The organism is Massilia sp. BAP21, from assembly GCF_057801335.1.
In genome coordinates, this window is record NZ_CM173596.1 from 4754330 (window position 1) to 4779585 (window position 25256).

Sequence of the window (25256 nt, forward strand, 5' to 3'; positions counted from 1 at the left end):
TTTGCACACGCGGGGTGAGCGCGTGAACGGAAAACCCGTCCACGCCACGCATCACAAGGCCGCGATCGACTTCTCGGCCAGCGCCAGCAGCTTGGCGCAGTTGTCGTTGCGCCCGCCGAACTCGCGCCAGGCCGTGGTGCGGGCCACGGCCTGCCACTGCTTGAGCGACTCCGCATCCATGTCCGCCACCCGCGCGCCGGTGCGCGAGTAGTAGCCGGCCACCGCCTGGTCGTCGGCCATGGCCATGCGCATCGCGAACTTTTCCAGGTCGGCGCCGACCGTCATGATCGCCTCCTGCTGCGACTTGCTCAGGCGCGAGAACACGGTCCGCGACATCATCAGCGGCTCGAACATGAACCAGTAGCCGCCGCCGCGCGCGGTGGTCACCGAACGCGCCACGTCGGCCAGGCGGAAGGTGATCAGCGAGGTCGACGAGGTAAACGCCGCATCCAGCGCGCCGCTCTTCATGGCGTCGTGGATCTCGTTCGAGGGCATGTTGACGATGGTGGCGCCGGCGTCGCGCAGGATCAGGTCCATCTCGTGCGAGCCGCCGCGGGTCTTCAGGCCCTGCACCTGTTCCGGGCGCAGGATCGGTTCCGCGCCGCGCGAGGCCACGCCGCCGGCCTGCCAGATCCAGCTGATCAGGACCAGGCCCTGGCTGTCGAGGATGCGCATCAGCTCCTTGCCGACCTCGGCGTTTTTCCAGGCATAGCCCTGCTGGTAAGAGGTCACCAGGCCCGGCATCAGGCCGATGTTCGCCTCGGGCGATTCGGCGCCGGCATACGACAGCGGCACCAGCGCCAGGTCGAGGCTGCCCTTGCGCAGCGCGCCGAACTGGGCGTTCGGCTGCATCAGCGACGAATTCGGGTAGATCGAGAACTTCAGGCTGCCGCGCGTGCGTTTTTCCACTTCGGTGGCGAACATGCGGCACAGGCGGTCGCGGAAGTCGCCTTCCGTGATGCTACCGCCGGGGAATTGATGCGAGATCTTCATCGACTGCGAAGCGGCCCATGCGCTGCCGAGCCACAAAGGACTGGACGCGAGCGCACCCAGCACTGTCCTGCGAGCCAAAGATGGCCGTGACATTTCCGACATACTCATCCTCCAAGATGATTGAACGACCCGGCGAATCGTGCGCCCATCGGGGAGCTGCATCGTTCACCTGCGTCTGTATAAGAATATTCTCATGACATTCCTTGTCAAGAAGAATATTGTTGACTTAACAAATGCAGGATGAATAACGCGCCGGGGAGCACAGCAACGAGGGCAACAGTATCAGGCTTGTCCAGCGGGACAACCCTGTTACCGCGCATCGTTCATCGTGGAGAAAAACGCCTTATTTCTTGTCGAGCCGTTCGCACACCGCGCAGTCCAGCCCCTTGCGCACGTTGTAGTAACGGCGGCCGATGAAGAGCGCCGAGGCGACCGCCGCCCAGGCCAGGGCCGAGGGCCAGGCGCGGGCAAAGGCTTCGCCGCGCACCAGCACGTCGACCACGAGCAGCAGGGCGAACATCGAGCCGGCGGCAAACGCGTACTGGCCGATCCAGTGGGACATGGGGGGCATGGTTGCGGACATGGTGTCTCCTTACAGGTTGTTCAGGAATTGGCGCAACGCGTCGTTCACGGCACGGGGCTGGTCCAGCATGGCGAAGTGGCGCGCGTTGTCGATGGGTGTGACGTCCAGCTTCGAGGTGCCGGTCATCAGTTCCCGATAATACGCCACCTTGTCGCTGCCGGACATCCCTGTCAGGGCCGCATCGGGGCCATAGGTGGGCGCGAGCACCAGCACCGGCACGCGAATGTTCCCCAGGCCGGGGCGCAGGTCGCGCGCCATCACCGAGGCGGCATAGTCGGCCACCGCGATGGGGTCGCTGCGCGAGGTGAGCATGGCCACGTCGTCGGCCTTGCCCATGTCAACCAGGCCGATGGTGCGCATGTATTGCCGCTGCTGCGCCGCGAAGGCCGGCCCGGCCGCGGTCGCCATCTGCCGGCGTACGCCCTCGGCCATTGCCGCGCGCTGCGCGGGCGGCATGTCCTCGGTGCGCGGGAAGACCGGCAGGCCGTCGATGGCGACCACGCCGCCGAGTGCGCCGGGCAGGTCCTCGGCCAGCGCGATCGACAGCGTGGCGCCCAGGCTGTGCCCGACCAGCACCGGCCTGGCGAGCTTGCGCGCGGCGATCAGTTCGGCCAGCGCGGCCTTCGCGTTGTCGAAGGGATCTCCTGCGAGCGCGGGGCGGCCATCGAAGCCGGGCAGGGTGACCACGTAGATCGTGTAGCCGCTCCCCAGTTCGCGCACCGTTTCCTGCCACACCCAGCCGCCGCTGGCCAGGCCGGGGATCAGCACCAGCGGCTTCGCGCCGTTGCCGTGGCGCTCGACCAGCATGCCCTTGAGCTCGAAGCGTTCGGCGGGGGCGAGGCTGGCGGCAAAACGGTTGGCAGGCTGCGGCGCGTCCTGTGCCGTGGCAGGCGCGGCGGCGCCGAGGATCAATGCGAACAACAATGCTGCTTTCATGCTGGCTCCTGGTTGGGGGTAAAAATCGCTTCGATGGGTCGCTTGAAGATCTTCGAGATCGCAAAGGCGAGCGGCAGGCTGGGGTCGTACTTGCCGTTCTCGATGGCGATCACGGTCTGGCGCGACACGTCCAGCAGCTCGGCCAGGTGGGCCTGGCTCCAGCCGTGTTCGGCGCGCAGTTCGCGGATCAGGTTTTTCATTTGCCGTACTTACCGGTCGATCAGCTTGCGCACGATGCAAACGACGCCCGTGGCGCCGCACAGCACGCACCAGACCGTGAACATCGACAGCTTCGGGTAGCCTGCGGTCTCCAGGAACCCATAGGTGAAGGTGAGGCCGGCGGTGATCGCCGAGGCCAGCGCCACGTTTTCCATCAGCTGCTTGCGAATGAATTCGTCGACCCGCGCCAGGTGGCGGGCGATGGCCCGGATCATGACGCCGAAGCCGATCATCGGACTGACCAGCACCAGGATGCGCAACATGCCGTCATCCATCGGCCGCCCGTAGCGAATGGCCGCCATCAGCAGGACGACGTAGAGCGCGATGGCGCCGAACAGTTCGCGGTGATAGGCCCTGGTAACGCGTTTTTCGTGCATGTCGGCTCCATGTAAAGTATGCTTTACATTGTGTTTCGCGCCAGATGCGATGTCAAGCACCCTTTACATCTTATTTGGCTGCGCGATTGCCGGTGCGATCTCGACTACAATGCGGCCTCCAACTTTCACCGTCCTCCAGCATGTCCGCATCTTCCCCCACTGTTTCCCGCGTCGCCATCATCGGAGGCGGCCCGGCCGGCCTGATGGCCGCCGAAGTCCTCGCTGCGGGCGGCGCGGCGGTCGACGTCTACGATGCGATGGCCTCGAGCGGACGCAAGTTCCTGCTGGCGGGGAAGGGCGGCATGAACATCACGCACTCCGAGCCGTACGACGCCTTCGTGGCCCGCTACGGCGCCCGCAGCGCCGAGGTAGATGCATGGCTGCGCGGCTTCACGCCGCAGGACGTGCGCGACTGGATCCACGGCCTCGGCATCGACACCTTCGTCGGCACCTCGGGCCGCGTATTCCCGCTCGAAATGAAGGCCGCGCCGCTGCTGCGCGCCTGGCTGCACCGCCTGCGCGAGTCCGGCGTGCGCCTGCATACGCGCCACCGCTGGCAGGGCTGGCGCGACGGGCAGCTGGTGTTTGCCACCCCGGAGGGCGAAACCCTGGTCGACGCCAGCGCCACCGTCCTGGCCCTGGGCGGCGCCAGCTGGGCGCGCCTCGGTTCGGACGGCGCCTGGGTGCCGCTGCTGGAAGCGCGCGGCGTCGAGGTCGCGCCACTGGTGCCCTCGAACTGCGGCTTCGATACCGACTGGAGCGCCCACTTCAGCGAGAAGCACGCCGGCGCGCCCTTGATCACGGTGGCGGTCGAATACGAAAACCGCGAGGGACAGCGCGAACGGCGCCAGGGCCAGTTCGTCGTCACTGCCAGCGGCATCGAGGGCAGCCTGGTGTACGCGCTGTCGGCGCCGCTGCGCGACCAGATCGCGGCGCGCGGACACACCACGGTCTGGCTCGACCTCGCGCCCGACCACGACCTTGAACGCGTGCGCGCCGAAGTGCTGCGCCCGCGCGGCTCGCGCTCGATGTCCAGCCACCTGCAAAGCCGGCTCGGCATCAAGGGCGTGAAGGCGGGCCTGTTGCGCGAATGCCTGGATGCGGCCGGCTACAACGATCCCGCGCGCCTGGCGGAGGCGATCAAGGCGCTGCCGCTGGTCTTGAAGCGTCCGCGCCCGATCGACGAGGCGATCAGCAGCGCCGGCGGCGTGCGTTTCGAATCGATCGACGCGGACGGCATGCTGAAGGCGCTGCCCGGCGTGTTCGTGGCCGGCGAGATGGTCGACTGGGAGGCGCCGACCGGCGGCTACCTGCTCACCGCCTGCTTTGCCAGCGGTCGCGCGGCCGGCGCCGGCGTGCTGCGCTGGCTGGGCGCGCGCGGCGCCTTGCGCTAAAAACACCACGGGCAAGCGCCGGGCGTGCGGTTCCGGTTAGAATGCCCGCTTGCCGTTTGAATGCGCCGTCGCCCGTTTTTTCCATGTCCCGTTCCATCGTCCATCTGCTGTTGTCGCTCCTGCTGCTGCTTGCGCAGCAGGCGTCGATCCTGCACGTGGCAAGGGACTGGGGCGGGGCGCGCGGCACGGCCACGGCCACGGCTGCGGTCACTGCCGGCGAGTCCGTGGCCAGGTCCGGCAAGCTGCCGGGCGGCGCTGCACACGACGCCTGCGCACTGTGCATGGACAGCGCCCAGCTGGCCTTTGCGCTGCCGCTGCAGGTGCTCGCGTTCACCCCGCTGCAGCTTGCCTTCGACACCCCGGCCGGCGCCTGCGATGCCGGCATCCGCCTCCTCGGTTCCTGCGTCTTCCAGCCGCGCGGCCCGCCGCAAGCCTGATAACACTGCCGTTCATTTTTCCGCTGCCACGGCCGACGCGCCCTGGCGGCGCCGCATGTTATCCGTCTTGCCAGAGGTTGAACTACCATGAACTACCCACGCACGCTGATCGCCAGCGCGATTCTCCTTGCCTTCAATGCGCCGGTCTTGGCGCAAACCGCCCATCACCACGACGCGCATTTACATGATGATTCGGTACCGCAAGTGCTGGTCACCGCCTCGCCCTTCCGCAGCGCCGCAGAAGATCAGATCCTCACCCCGGCCAAGGTGCTGGCCGGCGACGAACTGCGCGACAAGACCGGCAGCTCGATCGGCGAGACCCTGTCGCAGGAACTCGGCGTTTCCGCCTCGGCCTTTGGCGCCGGCGCCTCGCGCCCGGTGATCCGCGGCCTGGAAGGCTCGCGCGTCAAGATGCTGGAAAACGGCATGGCCACCAGCGACGTGTCCGGCCTGTCGAACGACCATGCCGTGGCCTCCGAAGGCGCGGTGGCACGCCAGATCGAAATCCTGCGCGGCCCGGCGGCGCTGCTGTACGGCTCGGGCGCGATCGGCGGCCTGGTCAACATCGTCAACGAGCGCATCCCGACTGTGCTGGAAGCGCAACCCACCGGCCAGGTGGAAGCGCGCTACGGCACGGTCGACAACAGCCGCAACGGCTCGGCCAGCGTGGATGGTTCGAGCGGCCACGTCGCCATGCACGTCGACGCCAACTGGCGCGAGACGAACGACTACAGGATCCCCGGCAAGCGCGTGCTGGGCGATCCGTCCACCAGCATGAAGCGCCTGCCGAACTCGGACACCGAGGCCAAGGAAATCGGCGTCGGCGGTTCCTGGGTCGACGACTGGGGCTATGCCGGCCTGTCGGCCGCGCACCAGAGCAAGCTGTACGGCATTCCTAGCCTGGAAGGCTCGCGCATCGACCAGAAGCAGGACCGCTACGACTTCGACAGCCTGGTCAAGGCGCCGCTGGCCGGCTTCGAATCGTTCCGCTTCAAGGCCGGCTACACCGACTACCGGCACGCCGAGCTGGGCGAAGACGGCCCCGAAGTCCTGTTCGCCAACCGCTCGCTGGAAACGCGCGCCGAGCTGGCGCATGCGCCAATCGCCGGCCTGCACGGCACCTTCGGCGTGCAGACCGAGAACACCCATTTCTCGGCCCTCAGCGCCGAAGGCGGCCCGGACACGGTGCCGGTCACGCACTCGAAGACCGCCGCCGCCTTCATCGTCGAGGAAGCGAATGCCGGCCCGCTGCGCCTGAGCGCCGGCCTGCGCTACGAGAACGTCGAGCGCGACCCGGTGGGTAACCTCAAGCGCAGCTTCGACCTCGGCTCGGGTTCCTTCGGCGCCGCCTGGCCGTTCGCAGCGGGCTACAGCGTGGGCGCGACCGTGTCCTACGCCCAGCGCGCGCCGGCCATTGAGGAACTATATTCCGGCGGCCCGCACGATGCGACCGCCACTTTCGACATCGGCAACCCGGGCCTGGACAAGGAAATCTCGCGCAACGTCGAGCTGTCGCTGGCCAAGACCAGCGGCCTGCTGCGCTGGAAGGCGAACGTCTACCGCAACAACGTGTCCGACTTCATCTACGGCCGCATCGACGACGCGCTCGTCGACGAGGAAGGCAACCCGGGCGACGAACTGCGCCTGCGCCGCTTCGAGCAGGCCGACGCCCACATCCGCGGCGCCGAGGCCGAAGTCACCTGGAACCAGACCGGCGCCGGCTGGTCGGGCCGCCTGTTTGCCGACACCTCGCGCGGCAAGCTCGATGCCGGCGGCAGCCTGCCGCTGCAGCCGGCCGACCGCATCGGCGCCAGCGTCGGCTACCGCCAGGGCGACTGGCGCGGCGGCCTGTCGCTGGTGCACGCACGCGGCCAGGACCGCCTGGCGGCCTCGGAAACCACGGCCACGCCGGCCTACAACGGGCTGAACGCGAATGTCTCGTACACCCAGCACCTGGAAAGCACGGACCTGACCTGGTTCCTGCTGGCGAAGAACCTGCTGGACGACGATATCCGCGTGTCGACCTCGGTGCTGAAGGACATTGCGCCGCTGCCCGGCCGGAACGTCGTGTTCGGGGTGCGCGCGAAGTTCTGAACCGTAGGGTGGGTTCTCGAACCCACCCTACAATCCTGTTCCACGAAGTTGTAGGGTGGACTCCCGAGTCCACGCTGTACTGCATGTGCATGTCGAAATGCGCGCCCGTGGTCTGCACCGGTACGACAGCGTGGACTCGGGAGTCCACCCTACGGGATCAGCGCAGCAGCGGGCCGATATCCTCACCCAGCATCTTGCGCGCCAATCCCGGAATGTCCGGCTTGCCGGTGCTGGCCAGCACCGCGCTCACCCAGGCCTGCACGGCCGCCCGGCCATGCCGCGCTTCCAGGCCGTCGAACACGGCCAGCGCGGCGCCGTAGCGGCCTTCATCGTTGCCGTTGTCTTCCACCATGTCTTCCGGCTTGAAGCTGAAGGGGCCAGGCGGAACATAGCCCGGGTCCCTGGCCCGGCGGGCGCGGTCCTCGGCCGACAGCTGGCGCTCGATGGCCTCGGGCTTGACCCGCAGGCCGCCCCAGGCGCCCAGGCGCGGATGGGCCAGGGCCTGCGCATCGCGCCGGCGCCGGGCCCGTTCCTTTGCGGCCAGGTCGGGCCGGATCTGTTCGGTCACCTGCAAACCCGCCCATTCCGCATGGCCTTCCTGGAACCAGCGCGGCTGCCATGCACCGTTACGTCCCTGTAGCAGATGCGTCTCTTCATGCGGCATCACATTGACCAGCATGTCGATGGCGCGCGGCGACCAGGCGGCGGAGTCGAATTCGTTCAGCCAGCGCAGTTCGCCGTCGCGTTTCGGAGGAATGTAGTCGTGCTTGCGCGAGATGACCATCGGCGACCAGACCGCCTGGCTGCGCGCTTCGGGCACGGCCGCCGGCAGCAGGTCGAGCATGCCCATGAAGCAGGCGGCTTTCGAGGCGGCGGCAGCGGCCAGGTCGGGGTCGTGGTAGATGCGTACGCTGGCCCCGGTGATGCCGGAGCGGGCCTCGACATAAGGAAGGTCGCCCGGTGCGGCAGGCAGCGCACGGACCTGGACCTGCGGCAGCGCCGCGTCCGGCCCGGCCTCTAGGCTGCATGCGGCGCGCAGGGCGTCGGGCGATGGCGCCGCTTCAGCCGCAGATGCTGCAGCCAGGCAGGCCGGGATGCTCAGGAAAACGAACGACAGGTGGGCGATGGTTCGGCGCGCGCGCAAGGAAGACTCCAATCACAGCTGCCGGTCCGGCGGACCAGCCAGCCCGCCATTGTAGCCACGCGGGCCGGCGGCAAAATGCGCGCTTTGTCACGGCGCCAGGCCGCATGCCTATTCCACGAAATGCACGGTCCCGCTGCCGCTGCGGCTGACGCTGCGCTGCGACGGCTCGCCGTGCACGTCGATGTCGCCGCTGCCGCTGACGGCGGCGCTCACCGTGTCGCGCACGGTGATGCTGGCGTCGCCCGAGCCGCTCTGGCGCAGTTGCGCCTCTTCGGTACGCAAGCGCTGGGCGTCCAGGGTGCCGGTGCCGCTGCCCTCATACTTGAAGCGCCGGGTGGCGCCGGCCAGGCTGAGGGTGCCGGAGCCCATCAGCTCGGCCTCGATGCTGTCGCTGTTGCCGGCGTCCACGCTCAGGTCGCCGCTGCCGTGCAGGACGGCCCTGGCCTGGCGGTAGCGGCCGTTGAACTGCACGCTGCCCGAGCCGCTCAGCGACAGTTCGATGCGCTCGCCCGAGAAGCCGTTGATGCGGGTGTCGCCGCTGCCGTCGAGCGCCAGGCGCTCCAGCATCGGCAGGGTGACTTCCACTTCGAGCGGCTGGCGGTGGCGCAGCAGGATGCCCTGGGTGCCGATGCGTAGCACGCCGTCGCGGCTGCTGGTGTCGATGTTTTGCAGCAGGCGCGCTTCGCCGCGCACCACCAGGCCCGGCTGCGGGCCGTAATGCACGCTCAGGTCGACCGGCGCGCTCAGTTCGATGGCGCGCACGCCGCGCTCGATGCTGCGGGTGTCGCTGGTCACGCTGCGGCCTTCGAGGCGCGTCGGCACGCCCTGGGCGCGCAGCATGGTGTAGGTGAGGCCGATCAGCACGACGGCCAGGACCAGCAGGGCGAAACCGACTCGTAACAGGGCGCGCATCGGTTCTCCTCAGCTGCCGCGCAGGAGCGACATGTTCATTTGCAGGTAACGCCGCACGCCGCTGGCGGCGTAGCGCGTGACCACGATCGACACCAGGAACAGCACGATCCCGCCCAGCACCAGGGCGAAGCCGAGCACGGTCTGGGTCATGCGCGCGTCCTCGTCCAGGTCGGTGGAGATGCGCACGCTGCTGCCGGCCACGCGCTCGGCGCCGCGCACCACGCGCGAGGATTCGATCGAACGTCCCGCGGCAGCGTCGGCCGCCTCGGCTTCTGCGTCGCGCTCGGCAGCCGTGTCGCCGGCGTCGTCGATCTCGATGCCGGTTTCGCTGATCGAGATGCGGGTGCGCACGCGCTCGCCCGCGCCGCCGTCGCCAAAGCTCACGTGGCGCAGCGGGCCGTCGAGCACGAGTTCGTTGGCGCCGGACAGGCCGCTGGCGGTGATCGCGATGCCGCCCACATAAAAGGCGAGCGCGGTCACGTACAGCGCCGCCAGCAGCGAGCCGAAGACGGCGGCCGGAATCACCATGAACAAATTGAAGATCAGCAGGCCGACGACCGAGACGCACAGGCGCAGCAGGTTGGCCGGGTTCTTCTGCTCGGCAAAGGCGGCCATGTGGCTGTTCGCGCGCAGGGTCAAGGCGACCTTTTTCGGGTCGTCGAGTTCGCGCGCGATGTCGGTTTCCAGGCGGCCGGCGGCGGCGCCGTCGACGAAGCGCTGTTCGTACCAGGCCAGGGTCCTGGCCTGCAGCTCGGGCGGCAGGCCGAGCATGGCGCGTTTCAGCGCGTCGAGGTATTCCAGCTTGCCCATGGCGATGGCGCCCGCCTCAGGCATGGCCGAGCAGGAGGATGGCGCGCAGCGCCGGGCCGGTGGCATTCGCCTGGCCGCCGAAGAGTTCGGGGGAGACCAGGGCGGCCGTGCTGGCGGCCACCACGGCCAGTAAGCCAAGCGTGCGCATGCCGAGTTGGTAAGTCATGTTCCTGTCCAGGATGGGGTTTCCGATGCTGCTACTCTACGGAACCGGTGGCCGTGCCACCAGCGGCGTGCGACAGGCTGTTGTTTTCGCGGGGCAGGCGGGCGTAGGCGAGGATGGCCGCGGCGGCGCCCTGGCCGCTGCGCACCGCCGACTCGAGCGTGGCCGGGTAGTCACTGGCGGTGTAGTCGCCGGCCAGCACCAGGCCGGGCAGTGAGGTGGCGTTGCCGGGACGCGCCAGGCCCGGGGTGCAGGCAAAGGTGGCGCGCTTGTCGGTGATCACCCGGCTCCAGAGCGGCGCGGCCAGGGCCGGCTGCCTGAACGCCCCGGCCAGCTGCGCGGCCACGGCCGCGGCCAGCGCATCCTGGCCGAGTGCGGCGGCAGCGCCGGCGGCGCTGACCACGACCGCCAGCAGCCCGGCCTGGTTCGCGTCGAGCTGGCCGCGGTCGAACACGAACTGGCCGAAGTGTTCGTCCTGCGGCGCATCCATCAGGGCGCAGAAGGGCAGCGGCAGGCGCAGCTTTTCGTCGTATTGCAGGTAGCAGGTGGAAATCGGCTCGTACTCGAAGGCGCCGATCTGGCCGGCAATCGCCGTTTCGCCCACCGCCGCCAGCAGGGCGGCGCTCTGCGTGGGCGGCGTGGCCAGCACCACGGCGTCGAAGCTTTCCCGGTTGTCTCCAGCCTGGACTTCCCAGCCGGCGCCGACGCGCGCCAGCGCTCCGACCTTGGCGCCCAGCCGCACGGCGCCGCCTTTCGCTTCGATATGGCGCGCCGCAGCCTGCGGAAACAGGGCGCCCAGTTCCAGGCGCGGAATCAACATGTCGGATGCTGCGCGTTTCGCGCCCAGGCTGTCGCGCAGCACGGCCAGGAACACGTTGGCGGAGGCGCGCTCGGGCGGCGTGTTCAGCGCGGCCAGGCACAGCGGGCGCCACATAAGGCGGATCAGGCGCTCGGTCTGGTCGAAACGCTCCAGCAGCACGCTCACCGGCACGTCGTCGTTCAGGCCCCAGCGCATCCAGCGCGCGCTGCTGGTGAAGCGGGCCAGGGCCAGCTTGTCGTCACGCGACAGGCCTTGGGCGCGCACCAGGGCCACGACCATGTGCCAGGGCGCCGGCAGGCGCGGGGCGACGAAGTCCATGCCGCCGCTGCCGGCCGGATAACGCATCTGCAGCGGCAGGCGCAGCAGCGCCGCGTCGGGATCGACGCCGACGCGCTGCATGAGCTTCATCGTGTCCGCGTAGGCGCCGAGCAGGATGTGCTGGCCGTTGTCGAGCATCTTGCCCTGGACTTCGACTCCGCGTGCGCGGCCGCCCAGGGTGCGCGCCGCTTCGAACAGCGTCACCTGCGCGCCCTTGTGCACCAGTTCGACCGCGGCGGCGCAGCCGGCCCAGCCGCCACCGACGACGGCGACGCGCAAGCCTGTCTTAGTTGCGGACATCAGTTACGCACATCAGTTACGCACATACGTTTTCCACGCCAGCCACAGCTTGCGCAGCGGCGTGAGGGAGATGCGCTGGGTCAGCACGTGGTACTTGTCGCGCGCGATCTCGTCCAGCAGGGTGCGGTAGATGGCCGACATCATCAGGCCCGGGCGCTGGGCGCGCCGGTCTTCCTTCGGCAGGGCGGCCAGGGCTTCGTCGTACATCTTCTGGGCGCGCTCGGTCTGGAAGGCCATCAGGGCCTCGAACTTCTCGCTGTGGCGCGCGTTCAGCAGGTCGGCGGCGGTAACGCCGAACTGCTGCAATTCGTTCACCGGCAGGTAGATGCGGCCCTTGCGCGCGTCTTCGCCGACGTCGCGGATGATGTTGGTCAGCTGGAAGGCCAGGCCGAGCTTTTCCGCGTACTCCAGGGTCTGCGGGTTCCGGTAGCCGAAGATGCTGGCCGACAGGATGCCGACCACGCCGGCCGCGTGCCAGCAGTATTTCTTCAGGCCGGCGTAATCGAGATAGCGGCTCTGGTCGAGGTCCATCTCCATGCCGTCGATGATGGCCTGCAGGTGCTGCTCCTGCAGGTTGTAGGTCGCCAGGTGCGGTTGCAGGGCCTGGGTTACCGGGTGCGTGGGCGTGCCCCCGTACATCTTCGACACTTCGGTACGCCACCAGGCCAGCTTGATGCGCGCGACCGAGCCGTCGGTGGCGTCGTCGACGGTGTCGTCGACTTCGCGGCAGAAGGCATACAGCGCGGTGATCGCGCGCCGGCGCGCCGGCTCGAGGAAGAGGAAGCTGTAATAAAAGCTGGAACCGCTCTGGACCGTCTTTTGCTGGCAGTATTCGTCAGGAGACATGTAAAAGATGCAATATTTGGCGATGCGAATCCGCTATCTTAGCCGAAGCGCGCCTGGCAGTGGCCGTCTAATGCGGGTTTTTGGCGGGCCGGTGCGCTTACATGCGCAGTGCACGCCAGCCCATGAGCAGGTATTCGTGCTTGCCGAGCTTCGGCCGGCGCCGGAATACGTCGTACCCGGCTGCCTCGATCCGCTCCAGGATGCGCAATCCGCCCTGCACGATCAGGCGCAATTCCCAGCCGATGCGGCCCGGCAGGCGCTTGGCCAGCGGCGCGCCGCTCAGCATCAGGGCGCGTGCGCGCTCGACCTCGAAGGCCATCAGCGCGCGCCAGGCCGGCGTGTCGGCGCCGGTACGAAGATCATGTTGACTCACGCCATGGCGGTCCAGGTCTTCCAGGGGCAGGTAGATGCGGCCCTTCTCGATATCGATCGCCACGTCCTGCCAGAAGTTGATCAGCTGGAGGGCCGAGCAGATCGCATGCGAGTCGGCCAGGTTGCGCTCGTCCACCGCGCCGTACAGGGCCAGCATCAGGTGCCCGACCGGGTCGGCCGAGCGGCGGCAATAGTCGAGCAGCAGGGCGTAATCGGCGTAGCGCGTGGTCACCACGTCCTGGCGGAAGGCCGACAGCAGATCGCGCAGCGGCTGCAGCGGCAAATCGAATTCGCGCACCACGCCCGCCAGGCGCGCGAACATCGGGTGCGCAGGCAGGCGGCCGGCGGCGATCTCGTCGAGCGCGGCTTCGTATTCGGCCAGGCCGGCCAGGCGCTCGGCCGGCGTGGCATCGCCCTCGTCGGCCACGTCGTCGGCGCCGCGTGCAAAGGCATAGATGGCTTCGACCGCCGGCACCAGGCGGCGCGGCATCAGGATCGAGGCGACAGGGAAGTTTTCGTAGTGGTCGACGGGCATGCAAATCGGGTGACTGGCGGGTCATTTACGCTGAATGTGGGCATGATTATAATTGCCGGGCTTTGGCCTGGCCCCGTTTGCATGGATAATGCGCCGGGGCTGCCCGAGACCAGCCTTTCCCGGCCGCGTCAGTGGCCCGTATCACCGCAATCAAAAGGAACAAGACGTGTCCGATTCGATCCGACTGCGCCGGCCGCTGGCCGCCCTCACTCCCCTTGCGGCAGCATCGCTGTGCGCGCTGCTCCTGTCCGCCTGCTCGAAAGAGGCGCCCAAGGCCGAGGAGGTGCGCCCGGTGCGCGCCATCGTGCTGGCCCAGGGCGATCTTGGGGCCAGCGCCGAATTCTCGGGCGAGGTGCGTGCGCGCATCGAGTCGCGCCTGGGCTTCCGGGTGGCCGGCAAGATCGTCGAGCGCAAGGTCGATATTGGCGCCACCGTGAAAAAGGGCGACGTGCTGATGCAGCTCGACCCGCAAGACCTGAAGCTGGCCGCGAGCCAGGCCCAGGCCAGCCTGCGCGCCGCCGAAACCAACCGGGATCTGGCCAATTCCGACTACAAGCGCTACCAGGAACTGCGCGAAAAGAACTTCGTCAGCCAGTCGGTGCTCGATTCCAAGCGCGCCGCCCTGCGCGCGGCCCAGGCCGAAGCCGACGCCGCCCGCGCGGGCTTTCGCGGCCAGTCGAACCAGGCCGGCTACAGCAACCTGGTGGCCGACATCGATGGCGTGGTGACCGGCATCGACGCCGAGGTGGGCCAGGTGGTGAACGCCGGCACGCCGGTGGTGCGCGTGGCCCGTACCGACGAAATGGAAGTGGTGATCGGGATTCCCGAAGACCGCGTCGACGACATCCGCAAGGTCGATTCGGTGACGGTGCGCCTGTGGGCCAATCCCGGTGAAGCGATCGCCGGCAAGGTACGCGAGGTGTCGCCGGTGGCCGATGCCGCGACCCGCACCTATACCGTCAAGGTAGCGATCCCGCCGCGCGCCGACGTGCGCCTGGGAATGACCGCGGCCGTACAAATTGCCTCGCGCGGCGGTGCCGGTGGCCTGCGCGCGCCGCTCACCGCGCTGCACCACGAAAAAGGGGTGACGGGTGTCTGGATCGTCGAGAAGGATGTCGTGAAGCTGGTGCCGGTGCAGATCGCCGGCCAGGCCGGGAACGACGTGCTGCTCGGCGCCGGTGTCCAGCCCGGGCAGACCGTGGTCACCGCCGGCGTGAACCTGCTGCGCAATGGCCAGAAGGTGCGCATCCTCACCACCGACGTCGCGCGCCGCAGCGATACCGAAGCTGCCGCAGCCGGCGCGGGTGTCCGCAAATGAAGGGCTTCAACCTGTCGCGCTGGGCGCTCGAACACATTCCCCTCACGCGCTACCTGATCGCCGCGCTGCTGATCGGCGGCATCCTCAGCTACCAGAAGCTGGGCCAGGACGAAGACCCGCCGTTCACCTTCCGCGCCATGGTCGTGCGTGCCATTTGGCCCGGCGCCACCGCGGTGCAGATGGCCGAGCAGGTCACGGACAAACTCGAACGCAAGCTCCAGGAAACGCCCTACATCGACCGCATCCGCAGCTTCTCCAAGCCCGGCGAAACCACCATCATCCTCGAACTGCGCGAATCGACGCCGCCAAAAGACGTGCCGGATTCCTGGTACCAGGTGCGGAAAAAGATCGGCGATATCCAGGGCACCCTGCCGCAGGGCGTGATCGGTCCCTTCTTCAACGATGAATTCGGGGATACCTACGGTTCCATCTTCGCCCTGTCCGGGGACGGCTTCACCTATGCCGAGATGAAGGACTACGCCGACTTCGTGCGCCAGCAATTGCTGGGCGTGCCGCTGGTGGCCAAGGTCGAACAGTTCGGGGTGCAGAACGAGAAGGTCAACATCCTGTTCTCGAACAAGAAGTTCGCCCAGCTGGGCGTGCCCTTCGAGCAGATCGTGAACCAGATCGCGACGCAAAACGGCATCGAAGCCTCGGGTGTGCTGGTGACGCCGACCGATAACCTGCAAGTACGGGTAACGGGCGCCATTCGCACGGCGAAGGAACTCGAAGACCTTCAGCTGCGCGCCGGGAACACCACCTTCCGCCTCGGCGACTTTGCCGTCGTGAAGCGCGAATACCAGGACCCGCCGCAAGACAAGATGCGCTTCAACGGCAAGGAAGTGATCGGCCTGGGCGTGTCGATGGAGAAGGGCGGGAACATCATCGCGCTCGGCGAATCGCTGAACACGACCGTGGCGCGCATCCGCTCGCAGCTGCCGGTCGGGATCGAGCTGGAACGCGTGTCGAACCAGCCGCAGGCGGTGACCGAATCGGTGAGCGAATTCATACACACGCTGATCGAGGCGGTGATCATCGTGCTGGCGGTGAGCTTCCTGGCGCTCGGCCTGCACACCAAGCCGAAGCTGCGCATCGACGTGCGGCCCGGCCTGGTGGTGGCGCTGACCATCCCGCTGGTGCTGGCGATCACCTTCCTCTTCATGCGCATGCTCGACATCTCGCTGCACAAGGTGTCGCTCGGGGCCCTGATCATCGCGCTTGGCCTCCTGGTGGACGACGCCATCATCGCGGTCGAGATGATGGTGCGGAAAATGGAGGAGGGCTTGTCGCGCTTCGAGGCAGCCACCTTTGCCTATACGTCGACGGCCATCCCGATGCTGACCGGGACCCTGATCACGGCGGCCGGCTTCCTGCCGATCGGCTTGGCCAAGTCGGCGGCCGGCGAGTACACCTTCTCGATGTTCTCGGTGAATGCGATCGCGCTGATCGTGTCGTGGGTCGTGGCCGTTACCTTCACGCCCTACATCGGATTTTTGCTGCTGAAGGTGAAGCCGCACGGGCAGGGCCACTCCGAGCACGACGTCTTCGATACGCCGATGTTCCGGCGCTTCCGCGCGCTTGTCAGCTGGTGCGTCGAGTTCCGCAAGACCACGATCGTCCTCAGCCTGGCCGTGTTCGCGCTCGGCGTCTTTGGCTTCAAGTTCATCGAGAAGCAGTTCTTCCCCGATTCCAGCCGCCCCGAGCTGATGGTCGAGATGTGGCTGCCGGAAGGGACTAGCTTTGCCGCCAACGAGGCGCTGGTGAAGAAGTTCGAAAGTTTTGTTCGCAAGCAGCCGAACGTGGAGAGCATCACGAGTTATGTCGGCACCGGCAGCCCGCGCTTCTACCTTCCGCTGGACCAGATCTTCCCGCAGTCGAACGTGTCGCAGTTCGTGGTGCTGCCGACGAGCGCGGCGCATCGCCAGGAATTGCTGGTCAAGATCGAGAAGGTGTTCCGCGAGGAGTTCCCGGAAGTGCGCGGGCGCGTGAAGTTGCTGCCGAACGGGCCGCCGGTGCCGTATCCGGTGCAGTTCCAGGTGGCCGGGCCGGATATCGGCGTGGTGCGCGGCGTGGCCGACCAGGTGAAGGACGTCTTGCGCGCGAACCCGAATGCGGTGGGCGTGAACGATAACTGGAACGAGTCGGTGAAAGTCTTGCGCCTGGACCTGGACCAGGACAAACTGCGCGCGCTGGGTGTGACCTCGCAATCCGTGCGCCGCGCGGTGAATACCGTGTTGTCGGGCACCACGGTCGGCCAGTTCCGCGAAACCAACGAGCTGATCGACATCGTAGTGCGCCAGCCGGTGGAAGAGCGTTCGACGATTACCGTGCTGCGCGATACGAACATCCCCACCGCCTCGGGCCGTTCCGTGACGCTCGGCCAGGTGGCGCGCGTGGAATTCGTGTGGGAGCCGGGCGTGATCTGGCGCGAGGGCAGGGAGTGGGCGATCATGGTGCAGTCGGACGTGGTGGCCGGCATCCAGGGGCCGACCGTGTCCGGGCAGGTGAACGAGAAGCTGGCCGACATTCGCGCCAAGCTGCCGGCCGGTTACCGCGTGACGCTGGAGGGTGCTGCGGCCGACAGCTCGGAAGCGGAAGCCTCGATCACGGCGAACGTGCCGCTGGTGCTGTTCATCGTGTTCACCCTGCTGATGCTGCAGCTGCACAGCTTCTCGCGCTCGCTACTGGTGTTCCTGACCGGGCCCCTGGGCGTGGCGGGGGCAGCGATGGCGCTGCTGTTGCTGGGACGGCCGTTCGGCTTCGTTGCCAACCTGGGCGTGATCGCGCTGTTCGGCATGATCATCCGGAACTCGGTGATCCTGGTCGACCAGATCGAGCAGGACATCAAGGGCGGGGCCGAGGCCTGGGATGCGATCGTCGAAGCGGCGGTGCGCCGTTGCCGACCGATCCTGCTGACGGCCGCCGCCGCGGCGCTGGCCATGATTCCCTTGTCGCGTTCCGTGTTCTGGGGACCGATGGCGGTGGCGATCATGGGCGGCTTGCTGGTGGCCACGGCCTTGACCCTGCTGTTCCTGCCGGCGCTGTATGCGGCGTGGTTCAGGGTGAAGAAGCCGGTACGGTAATTTTTCGGGCATTTCGACCGGCAATCGTTCCATACCGCGTGGGCACGAGTGCCCACCCTACAAAATCGAACCGGGTTTCGTAGGGTGGGCTCTCGAGCCCACGCGGTCTCACCATTCGAATATGGGCGAATTCAACCGGCATCGCACCGCATGAAAACCGTATTCAACATATGCATGAATAAACCCTGCCGCACCCTTGTAAAATTCACTCCCTCCAGTGTCAGAAAATCCAGTAAAATACCGGGTTGAAGTTGTAGCCCCTAGACAATGGAGTGCAGGGCGGCCGGTTTCTACTGTCGGGCGCCCTTTGTTTTTGTGGCAATATGCAATCCTGCGCGAGGATGGCGAAATTGGTAGACGCACCAGGTTTAGGTCCTGACGCCAGCAATGGTGTGGGGGTTCGAGTCCCCCTCCTCGCACCACGAATAATTATTTTTTTGGACGATTTTTACGATGGCAACTGCAGTCGAAACCCTGGATAAACTCGAGCGCCGCTTGACGATCACTTTTCCGCTGAGCGATGTTCGTACGGAAGTTGAAAAACGCCTCAAGAAACAGGCCAAGACCGCCAAGGCGCCTGGCTTCCGCCCAGGCAAAGTGCCTCTGAAAATGGTCGCAGCCCAATACGGCTACCAGATCGAATCGGACGTGCTGAACGACCGCGTCGGCCGCGCCTTCAACGACGCCGCCAACGAAGCAGGCCTGCGCGTTGCCGGTTTCCCGAAGATCGAGCCGAAGGAAGAGGCAGCTGAGGGCATGCTGGCTTTCGACGCTACCTTTGAAGTCTTCCCTGAAGTCAAGGTCGGCGACCTGGCCGCCGTCGAAGTCGAAACCATCGCTACCGAAGTGAGCGACGCCGAAATCGACAAGACCATCGACATCCTGCGCAAGCAGCGCGTGCACTACCACACCAAGGGCGAAGCCGGCGAACACGGCGACGGCGGCGAAGCCGTTGCTGCCAATGGCGACCGCGTGACCGTCGACTTCGTCGGCAAGATCGACGGCGTCGAATTCGACGGCGGCAAGGCCGAAGGTTACAGCTTCGTGCTGGGCGAAGGCCGCATGCTGCCGGAATTCGAAGCCGCCACCGTCGGCCTGAAAGTCGGCGAGAGCAAGACCTTCCCGCTGGCTTTCCCTGAGGATTACCACGGCAAGGACGTCGCCGGCAAGACCGCCGAGTTCACCATCACCCTGCAGAACCTGGAATGGGCGCACCTGCCGGAAGTCGACGCCGAGTTCGCGAAATCGCTGGGCATCGAAGACGGCGCCATCGAAAAAATGCGCGCCGACATCAAGACCAACCTGGAGCGCGAAGTCAACGCCCGCATCAAGGCCCGTAACAAGGAAGCCGTGATGGACGCCCTGGTCAAAGTGACCGAGATGGACGTGCCGAAGGTCATGATCGAGCAGGATTCGCAGCGCCTGGCCGAGCAGACCCGCCAGGACATGGCCCAGCGCGGCATGGACGTCAAGAACCTGCCGTTCCCGACCGAACTGTTCGCCGAAAAGGCCGAGCGCCGCGTGCGCCTGGGTCTGATCCTGTCGCAACTGGTCGCTGACAACAACCTGCAAGCAACGCAAGAGCAGGTGAAGGCCCAGATCGAAGACTTCGCACAAAGCTACGAAGATCCGAAGGAAGTCCTGAAGTACTACTACAGCGACCGCCGCCGCCTGGGTGAAGTGGAAAGCCTTGTTTTGGAAGAAAACGTCGTTAACTATGTACTTGGCAAGGCGAAGGTCAGCACCAAGACCATCGCTTTCGATGAATTGATGGGTAGCAACCCACAGGCTTGATCGGATGGGTAGGCTCATCCTTCGAGCCTACCCTTCACCTTTTACAAGCCTCTTTTTCAAGGAACCAGACAGGTATGAACCATAATCCGGCATTGGACACCCAAGCACTCGGCCTCGTGCCGATGGTCGTGGAGCAAAGCGGCCGCGGCGAGCGCGCGTACGATATTTACTCGCGCCTGCTGAAGGAACGTGTGATTTTCCTGGTCGGTCCTGTCAACGACCAGATGGCCAACCTGATCGTCGCCCAGATGCTGTTCCTGGAGAGCGAGAATCCGGACAAGGACATCTCGCTCTACATCAACTCCCCGGGCGGTTCGGTTTCCGCAGGCCTGGCGATCTTCGACACGATGAACTTCATCAAGCCGGACGTCTCCACCCTGTGCACCGGCCTGGCGGCGTCGATGGGCGCCTTCCTGCTGGCCGCTGGCGCCAAGGGCAAGCGTTTCTCGCTGCCGAACTCGCGCGTGATGATCCACCAGCCGTCCGGCGGCTCGCAGGGCATGGCCTCGGATATCGAAATCCAGGCCAAGGAAATCCTGTACCTGCGCGAACGCCTGGCACGCATCATGGCCGACAACACCGGCCAGACCATCGAGCAGATCCACAAGGACACCGACCGCGACCGCTTCATGTCGGCGGAAGAGTCCGTGGAATACGGCCTGATCGACAAGGTTCTGACGAATCGCGCTTGATGCACCCCACAAGGTGTTGCTGAAAAACGCCCGGGCGCAAACACGTTCGGGCGTTTGTTTTTTATTTCGGGTAGCATGAGGGTGTGTGCGCCGACAGCGCGCGCGTCGTCATGACGTTATATCCATATTCAATAGAAACCTGCCCCCATGTCTGACAAAAAATCCTCCAGCGGCGAAAAGCTTCTGTACTGCTCGTTCTGCGGCAAGAGTCAGCACGAGGTGAAAAAGCTCATCGCGGGACCATCGGTCTTCATCTGCGACGAGTGCATCGACCTGTGCAACGACATCATCCGTGACGAGACTTCGAACGTCGAATCGGTGGCGGGCGCCAAGTCCGACCTGCCGACCCCGCACGAGATCGCCGAACTGCTCGACCAGTACGTGATCGGCCAGCAGACTGCCAAGCGCATCCTGTCGGTGGCTGTTTATAATCATTACAAGCGCCTGAAGCACCTGGGCAAGAAGGACGACGTCGAACTGGCCAAGAGCAACATCCTGCTCGTCGGCCCGACCGGTTCCGGCAAGACCCTGCTGGCGCAAACCCTGGCGCGCATGCTGAACGTGCCGTTCGTGATCGCCGATGCCACCACGCTGACCGAAGCCGGCTACGTGGGCGAAGACGTCGAGAACATCATCCAGAAGCTGCTGCAAAGCTGCAACTACGAGGTGGAAAAGGCGCAGCGCGGCATCGTCTACATCGATGAGATCGACAAGATTTCGCGCAAGTCCGACAATCCGTCGATCACGCGCGACGTCTCGGGCGAGGGCGTGCAGCAAGCCCTGCTGAAACTGATCGAAGGCACCATGGCTTCGGTACCGCCGCAGGGCGGGCGCAAGCACCCGAACCAGGACTTTGTGCAGATCGACACCACGAACATCATGTTCATCTGCGGCGGCGCCTTCGACGGCCTGGCCAAGATCGTGCAAAACCGTTCGGAAAAGTCGGGCATCGGCTTCGCGGCCAGCGTCAAGAGCCAGACCCAGCGTTCGAACAGCGAAATCATGATGGAAGCCGAGCCGGAAGACCTGATCAAGTTCGGCCTGATTCCCGAACTCGTCGGCCGTCTGCCGGTTGTCGCCACGCTGAATGAATTGACCGAAGAAGCGCTGATCCAGATCCTGATCGAGCCGAAGAATGCGCTCATCAAGCAGTATTCGAAACTGCTGGAAATGGAAGGCGCCGAACTGGAAATTCGCCCAGCCGCATTGCACGCGATTGCGAAAAAAGCATTGGCGCGCAAAACCGGCGCTCGTGGTTTGCGTTCGATTCTGGAACACGCGCTGCTCGACGTGATGTACGAATTGCCGAATCAGCAAAACGTGGTCAAGGTCGTGGTTGATGAAAATACCATCACCAACGGCGCGAAACCTTTGCTGATTTACAGCGAAAGCGCAAAAGCCTCGGGCGAAAACTAAAAAATTCCGCACGGAAAGCACAAATCCACTTGTGCGCCGGGAGCTTGAAGGTACAATTTACCTCAATAAAAGCATCCGGCTTCAATCGAAAAGCCACTCTCGGCCGCGTGCCGTGTAGTGGCTTTTTTATTTGAAACAGGGGCATTTATTGGAACGGCAAGTCTTTCTCTTGAATGTCTTTTTTATTTCGAGAAATATTCGATTGCCGGTCTTGTGTTTTCACCGTGTGCGCCCAACATCGTCTACACGCTTTTTATAAGGTATGCCATGACAACTTCGAAATTAACCGAGCAAACGACGCTGCCCCTCCTGCCGTTGCGCGACGTGGTCGTGTTTCCCCATATGGTGATACCACTGTTCGTTGGCCGCCCGAAATCGATCAAAGCCCTGGAAGCTGCGATGGAGCAGGGCAAGAGCATCATGCTCGCCGCCCAAAAGGCTGCTGCCAAAGACGAACCTTCCGCCGCGGACATCTACGAGATCGGCTGCGTCGCGAACATCCTGCAAATGCTGAAGCTGCCTGACGGCACCGTGAAGGTGCTGGTCGAAGGCGCCCAGCGCGCACGTATCGATCACATCACCGACGCCCCGACCCACTTCGTGGCCGAGCTGACCCCTGTGCGCTCGGAAATCGGCGACGACTCCGAAGTCGAAGCCATGCGCCGCGCCATCGTCCAGCAGTTCGACCAGTACGTCAAACTGAACAAGAAAATCCCGCCGGAGATCCTCGCATCCCTGGCCGGTATCGACGACGCCGGCCGCCTGGCCGACACCGTTGCCGCGCACCTGCCGCTGAAGCTCGAGCAGAAGCAGGTCATCCTGGAAATCTTCAACGTCGCCAAGCGCCTTGAGCACCTGCTCGGCCAGCTGGAAGGCGAACTCGACATCCTGCAAGTCGAGAAGCGCATCCGCGGCCGTGTGAAGCGCCAGATGGAAAAATCGCAGCGCGAGTACTACCTGAACGAACAGGTCAAGGCCATCCAGAAGGAACTGGGTGAGGGCGAAGACGGCGCCGACATCGACGAGCTCGAGAAGAAAGTCATCGCCGCCAAGATGCCGAAGGAAGCGCTTGACAAGGCCACCGCCGAGATCAAGAAGCTGAAACTGATGTCGCCGATGTCGGCCGAAGCCACCGTCGTGCGCAACTACATCGACACCCTGGTGTCGCTGCCCTGGAAAAAGAAATCCAAGGTTGCCAACGACCTGGAAAACGCCGAGAAAGTGCTGGAAGCCGAGCACTACGGCCTCGACAAGATCAAGGAACGCATCCTGGAATACCTCGCGGTGCAACAGCGCGTCGACAAGCTCAAAGCCCCGATCCTGTGCTTCGTCGGTCCTCCGGGCGTCGGTAAGACCTCGCTGGGCCAGTCGATTGCCCGCGCCACGAACCGCAAGTTCGTGCGCATGGCCCTGGGCGGCGTCCGCGACGAAGCCGAGATCCGCGGCCACCGCCGCACCTACATCGGCTCGATGCCGGGCAAGGTCTTGCAATCGCTTGCAAAAGTCGGCGTGCGCAATCCGCTGTTCCTGCTGGACGAGATCGACAAGATGGGTGCGGACTTCCGCGGCGACCCATCGTCGGCCCTGCTGGAAGTGCTGGACCCGGAACAGAACCACACCTTCTCGGACCACTACCTGGAAGTCGACTTCGACTTGTCGGATGTGATGTTCGTGGCGACCTCGAACTCGTTCAACATCCCGCCGGCACTGCTGGACCGGATGGAAGTCATCCGCCTGTCGGGTTACACCGAGGACGAGAAGACGAACATCGCCCAGCGCTATCTGCTGCCGAAGCAGGTTAAGGCCAACGGCCTGCGCGACGGCGAGATCAAGGTGGAAGAGTCGGCGATCCGCGACATCATCCGCTACTACACCCGCGAAGCCGGCGTGCGTTCGCTCGAGCGTGAAATCTCGAAGATCTGCCGCAAGGTCGTCAAGATGCTGCTGCTGAAGAAAGGCGACAAGGCCATCATCGTCAACGCCAAGAACCTGGACAAGTTCCTGGGCGTGCGCCGCTACGATTTCGGCGTGGCCGAGAAGGAAAACCAGATCGGCCAGGTGGTCGGCCTGGCCTGGACCGAAGTCGGCGGCGATTTGCTGACCATCGAAGCCGTGAACGTGCCGGGCAAGGGCGCCATCATCCGTACCGGTACCCTGGGCGACGTGATGAAGGAATCGATCGAAGCGGCCCGCACCGTGGTGCGTTCGCGTGCACAACGTCTCGGTATCAAGAACGAGGTGTTCGAGAAGAGCGACATCCACATCCACGTGCCGGAAGGCGCGACGCCGAAGGACGGTCCGTCCGCCGGTATCGCGATGACCACCGCGCTGGTGTCGATCTTCACCGGCATCCCGGTCCGCGCCGACGTGGCGATGACGGGCGAGATCACGCTGCGTGGCGAAGTCTTGCCGATCGGCGGCCTGAAAGAAAAGCTGCTGGCGGCGCATCGCGGCGGCATCAAGACGGTGTTGATCCCCGAGCAGAACGTGAAGGACCTGGCCGAGATTCCGGACAACGTCAAGAACAAGCTCGAGATCGTGCCGGTACGCTGGATCGAGAAAGTGCTGGAAATCGCGCTGGAACGCCAGCCGGAAGCCCTGGCCGATGTGCCGGCGGTGTCGGTGGCTCCGGCGAGCTCGACCGAAGGGCAGGGCGACGTCGTCAAGCACTGATCGCAGGTAGATCGCAGTAAATGAAGAGGCGCCCGTGTGGCGCCTCTTTTTTTTTGCGTCGACGGTACGGGTTTATGGCCACAATCGCTCGATATCGTAGGGTGGGCACTGTGTAGTGCCGGCATTTAGCCGGCCCTACTGCCCACGCGGTTACGTGTTCGTGCGGATTCCGTGGCTGCAAATCACCGCTCGAAAACCCTGCAGTACTAATCAAGTCAACAATGTGCAGTTTGAACCGCCAACAATGATCACCGTTTCGCGTGGGCACGGAGTGCCCACCCTACGTATCGCGAATCCGGATGCGGCAATGGCAATGCGGATCGCGAATTCGGATACATCGGTGGCCATACGTGTTGCTTGACAGAAGCAAATCCCCCTTGTTTAATACGCGCTTGCAGTTTTTTGCAGGAAGGCGCAGCGCCGCCGCGTCAGAACGTACAAGAGGGAATAGAGTGAACAAGACTGAACTGATCGAAGAAATCGCGAAATCCGCGGACATTACCAAGGCCTCGGCAACGCGCGCACTCGACGCCATGATCGAAGCGGTGACCGCGACCCTGAAGAAGAACGACAGCGTCACGCTGGTCGGTTTCGGCACCTTCAGCGTGGGCGAGCGCGCGGCACGTACCGGCCGCGATCCGCGCACCAAGGAACCGATCAAGATTAAAGCTGCAAAGGTTCCGAAATTTAAGGCTGGTAAAGCGCTAAAAGATGCTGTAAACTAATGCCTTCTCTGCAGCGACATGCAGAGAACACCAGGCGGTAAAGCGAGACTGTGTGTCTCGCAAAGTGGGAAGCTTTGGCCTCTCTGCTTTCTGCGGCCTGGTATGCAGTACCTAGTATGTGAAGTGGAGCGGTAGTTCAGTTGGTTAGAATACCGGCCTGTCACGCCGGGGGTCGCGGGTTCGAGCCCCGTCCGCTCCGCCACTCACCATACACAGATTCTGGAGCGGTAGTTCAGTTGGTTAGAATACCGGCCTGTCACGCCGGGGGTCGCGGGTTCGAGCCCCGTCCGCTCCGCCAGATG

The 25256-nt window shown here is 65.0% G+C and carries 22 protein-coding genes and 3 tRNA genes; 13 read left to right on the forward strand and 12 right to left on the reverse strand.

Features of this window, described 5'->3' with window-relative positions:
- Positions 1-51: 51 nt before the first annotated feature.
- From dctP to ACWYRN_RS20995, 5 genes are all read right to left on the reverse strand, one after another.
- Entirely contained in the window at positions 52-1086 is a 1035-nt protein-coding gene (dctP, locus tag ACWYRN_RS20975) for a TRAP transporter substrate-binding protein DctP (protein ID WP_374041314.1), read from the reverse strand.
- Between the two features lie 250 nt (positions 1087-1336).
- Complete coding sequence (locus tag ACWYRN_RS20980; protein WP_488689653.1) at positions 1337-1576, reverse strand: hypothetical protein; 240 nt, start codon at positions 1574-1576, stop codon at positions 1337-1339.
- Positions 1577-1585: 9 nt separating this feature from the next.
- Positions 1586-2512 (reverse strand): alpha/beta fold hydrolase, encoded by a 927-nt coding sequence (locus tag ACWYRN_RS20985; protein ID WP_488689655.1) that lies wholly within the window; start codon positions 2510-2512, stop codon positions 1586-1588.
- A complete protein-coding gene (locus ACWYRN_RS20990; RefSeq protein WP_488689656.1) occupies positions 2509-2712 on the reverse strand; it encodes a helix-turn-helix transcriptional regulator in 204 nt (67 codons plus the stop codon). The genes ACWYRN_RS20985 and ACWYRN_RS20990 overlap by 4 nt, the downstream gene beginning before the upstream one ends.
- 9 nt (positions 2713-2721) lie before the next feature.
- Positions 2722-3108, reverse strand: coding sequence for a hypothetical protein (locus tag ACWYRN_RS20995; protein WP_488689657.1), 387 nt, complete (start codon positions 3106-3108; stop codon positions 2722-2724).
- A 140-nt stretch (positions 3109-3248) separates the two neighbouring features.
- Between ACWYRN_RS20995 and ACWYRN_RS21000 the strand changes: the two genes are divergently transcribed.
- The 3 genes from ACWYRN_RS21000 (at position 3249) to ACWYRN_RS21010 (ending at position 7033) form a co-directional block, all read left to right on the forward strand.
- Positions 3249-4502, forward strand: coding sequence for a TIGR03862 family flavoprotein (locus ACWYRN_RS21000; RefSeq protein WP_488689658.1), 1254 nt, complete (start codon positions 3249-3251; stop codon positions 4500-4502).
- A gap of 83 nt (positions 4503-4585) precedes the next feature.
- Positions 4586-4939 (forward strand): hypothetical protein, encoded by a 354-nt coding sequence (locus tag ACWYRN_RS21005; RefSeq protein ID WP_488689659.1) that lies wholly within the window; start codon positions 4586-4588, stop codon positions 4937-4939.
- An 87-nt stretch (positions 4940-5026) separates the two neighbouring features.
- Positions 5027-7033: a TonB-dependent receptor gene (locus tag ACWYRN_RS21010; protein ID WP_488689661.1), complete on the forward strand. Its 2007-nt coding sequence runs from the start codon at positions 5027-5029 to the stop codon at positions 7031-7033.
- A 157-nt stretch (positions 7034-7190) separates the two neighbouring features.
- Here the strand turns inward: ACWYRN_RS21010 and ACWYRN_RS21015 are convergent, their stop codons facing one another.
- From ACWYRN_RS21015 to hpnC, 7 genes are all read right to left on the reverse strand, one after another.
- On the reverse strand, positions 7191-8177 hold the full coding sequence (locus tag ACWYRN_RS21015) for a hypothetical protein (RefSeq protein WP_488689662.1): 987 nt from the start codon (positions 8175-8177) through the stop codon (positions 7191-7193).
- A gap of 108 nt (positions 8178-8285) precedes the next feature.
- Positions 8286-9089 (reverse strand): head GIN domain-containing protein, encoded by an 804-nt coding sequence (locus tag ACWYRN_RS21020; protein WP_488689663.1) that lies wholly within the window; start codon positions 9087-9089, stop codon positions 8286-8288.
- A gap of 9 nt (positions 9090-9098) precedes the next feature.
- On the reverse strand, positions 9099-9923 hold the full coding sequence (locus ACWYRN_RS21025) for a DUF1700 domain-containing protein (RefSeq protein WP_488689665.1): 825 nt from the start codon (positions 9921-9923) through the stop codon (positions 9099-9101).
- Positions 9916-10065 (reverse strand): hypothetical protein, encoded by a 150-nt coding sequence (locus ACWYRN_RS21030; protein ID WP_488689667.1) that lies wholly within the window; start codon positions 10063-10065, stop codon positions 9916-9918. Before ACWYRN_RS21030 ends, ACWYRN_RS21025 begins: the two co-directional genes overlap by 8 nt.
- A gap of 31 nt (positions 10066-10096) precedes the next feature.
- A complete protein-coding gene (gene hpnE, locus ACWYRN_RS21035; RefSeq protein ID WP_488689668.1) occupies positions 10097-11500 on the reverse strand; it encodes a hydroxysqualene dehydroxylase HpnE in 1404 nt (467 codons plus the stop codon).
- Positions 11501-11512: 12 nt separating this feature from the next.
- Positions 11513-12346: a presqualene diphosphate synthase HpnD gene (gene hpnD / locus ACWYRN_RS21040; RefSeq protein WP_488689669.1), complete on the reverse strand. Its 834-nt coding sequence runs from the start codon at positions 12344-12346 to the stop codon at positions 11513-11515.
- A 97-nt stretch (positions 12347-12443) separates the two neighbouring features.
- Positions 12444-13253, reverse strand: coding sequence for a squalene synthase HpnC (hpnC, locus tag ACWYRN_RS21045; RefSeq protein WP_488689670.1), 810 nt, complete (start codon positions 13251-13253; stop codon positions 12444-12446).
- A gap of 166 nt (positions 13254-13419) precedes the next feature.
- Here hpnC and ACWYRN_RS21050 point away from each other — a divergent pair, with 166 nt between their 5' ends.
- The 10 genes from ACWYRN_RS21050 to ACWYRN_RS21095 all read left to right on the forward strand — a co-directional run bounded on the left by ACWYRN_RS21050 (position 13420) and on the right by ACWYRN_RS21095 (position 25252).
- Positions 13420-14571 carry an efflux RND transporter periplasmic adaptor subunit gene (locus ACWYRN_RS21050; protein ID WP_488689671.1) on the forward strand — a complete coding sequence of 384 codons (1152 nt, stop codon included), beginning with the start codon at positions 13420-13422 and terminating at the stop codon, positions 14569-14571.
- Entirely contained in the window at positions 14568-17654 is a 3087-nt protein-coding gene (locus tag ACWYRN_RS21055; protein WP_488689673.1) for an efflux RND transporter permease subunit, read from the forward strand. Before ACWYRN_RS21050 ends, ACWYRN_RS21055 begins: the two co-directional genes overlap by 4 nt.
- 335 nt (positions 17655-17989) lie before the next feature.
- Positions 17990-18076, forward strand: a tRNA-Leu gene (locus ACWYRN_RS21060).
- 31 nt (positions 18077-18107) lie between these two features.
- Positions 18108-19448, forward strand: coding sequence for a trigger factor (tig, locus tag ACWYRN_RS21065; RefSeq protein WP_488689675.1), 1341 nt, complete (start codon positions 18108-18110; stop codon positions 19446-19448).
- Positions 19449-19522: 74 nt separating this feature from the next.
- The gene (gene clpP / locus ACWYRN_RS21070) at positions 19523-20140 is read left to right on the forward strand and encodes an ATP-dependent Clp endopeptidase proteolytic subunit ClpP (RefSeq protein ID WP_267498632.1); all 618 of its coding nucleotides are present in this window, start codon (positions 19523-19525) and stop codon (positions 20138-20140) included.
- Positions 20141-20287: 147 nt separating this feature from the next.
- Positions 20288-21556: an ATP-dependent Clp protease ATP-binding subunit ClpX gene (clpX, locus tag ACWYRN_RS21075; RefSeq protein WP_229435564.1), complete on the forward strand. Its 1269-nt coding sequence runs from the start codon at positions 20288-20290 to the stop codon at positions 21554-21556.
- A 267-nt stretch (positions 21557-21823) separates the two neighbouring features.
- Positions 21824-24229 (forward strand): endopeptidase La, encoded by a 2406-nt coding sequence (lon, locus tag ACWYRN_RS21080; protein WP_488689678.1) that lies wholly within the window; start codon positions 21824-21826, stop codon positions 24227-24229.
- Positions 24230-24681: 452 nt separating this feature from the next.
- Positions 24682-24954 (forward strand): HU family DNA-binding protein, encoded by a 273-nt coding sequence (locus tag ACWYRN_RS21085; RefSeq protein ID WP_229435566.1) that lies wholly within the window; start codon positions 24682-24684, stop codon positions 24952-24954.
- A 125-nt stretch (positions 24955-25079) separates the two neighbouring features.
- A tRNA-Asp gene (locus tag ACWYRN_RS21090) sits at positions 25080-25156 on the forward strand.
- A 19-nt stretch (positions 25157-25175) separates the two neighbouring features.
- Positions 25176-25252 (forward strand) — tRNA-Asp (locus ACWYRN_RS21095).
- Positions 25253-25256: the final 4 nt, after the last annotated feature.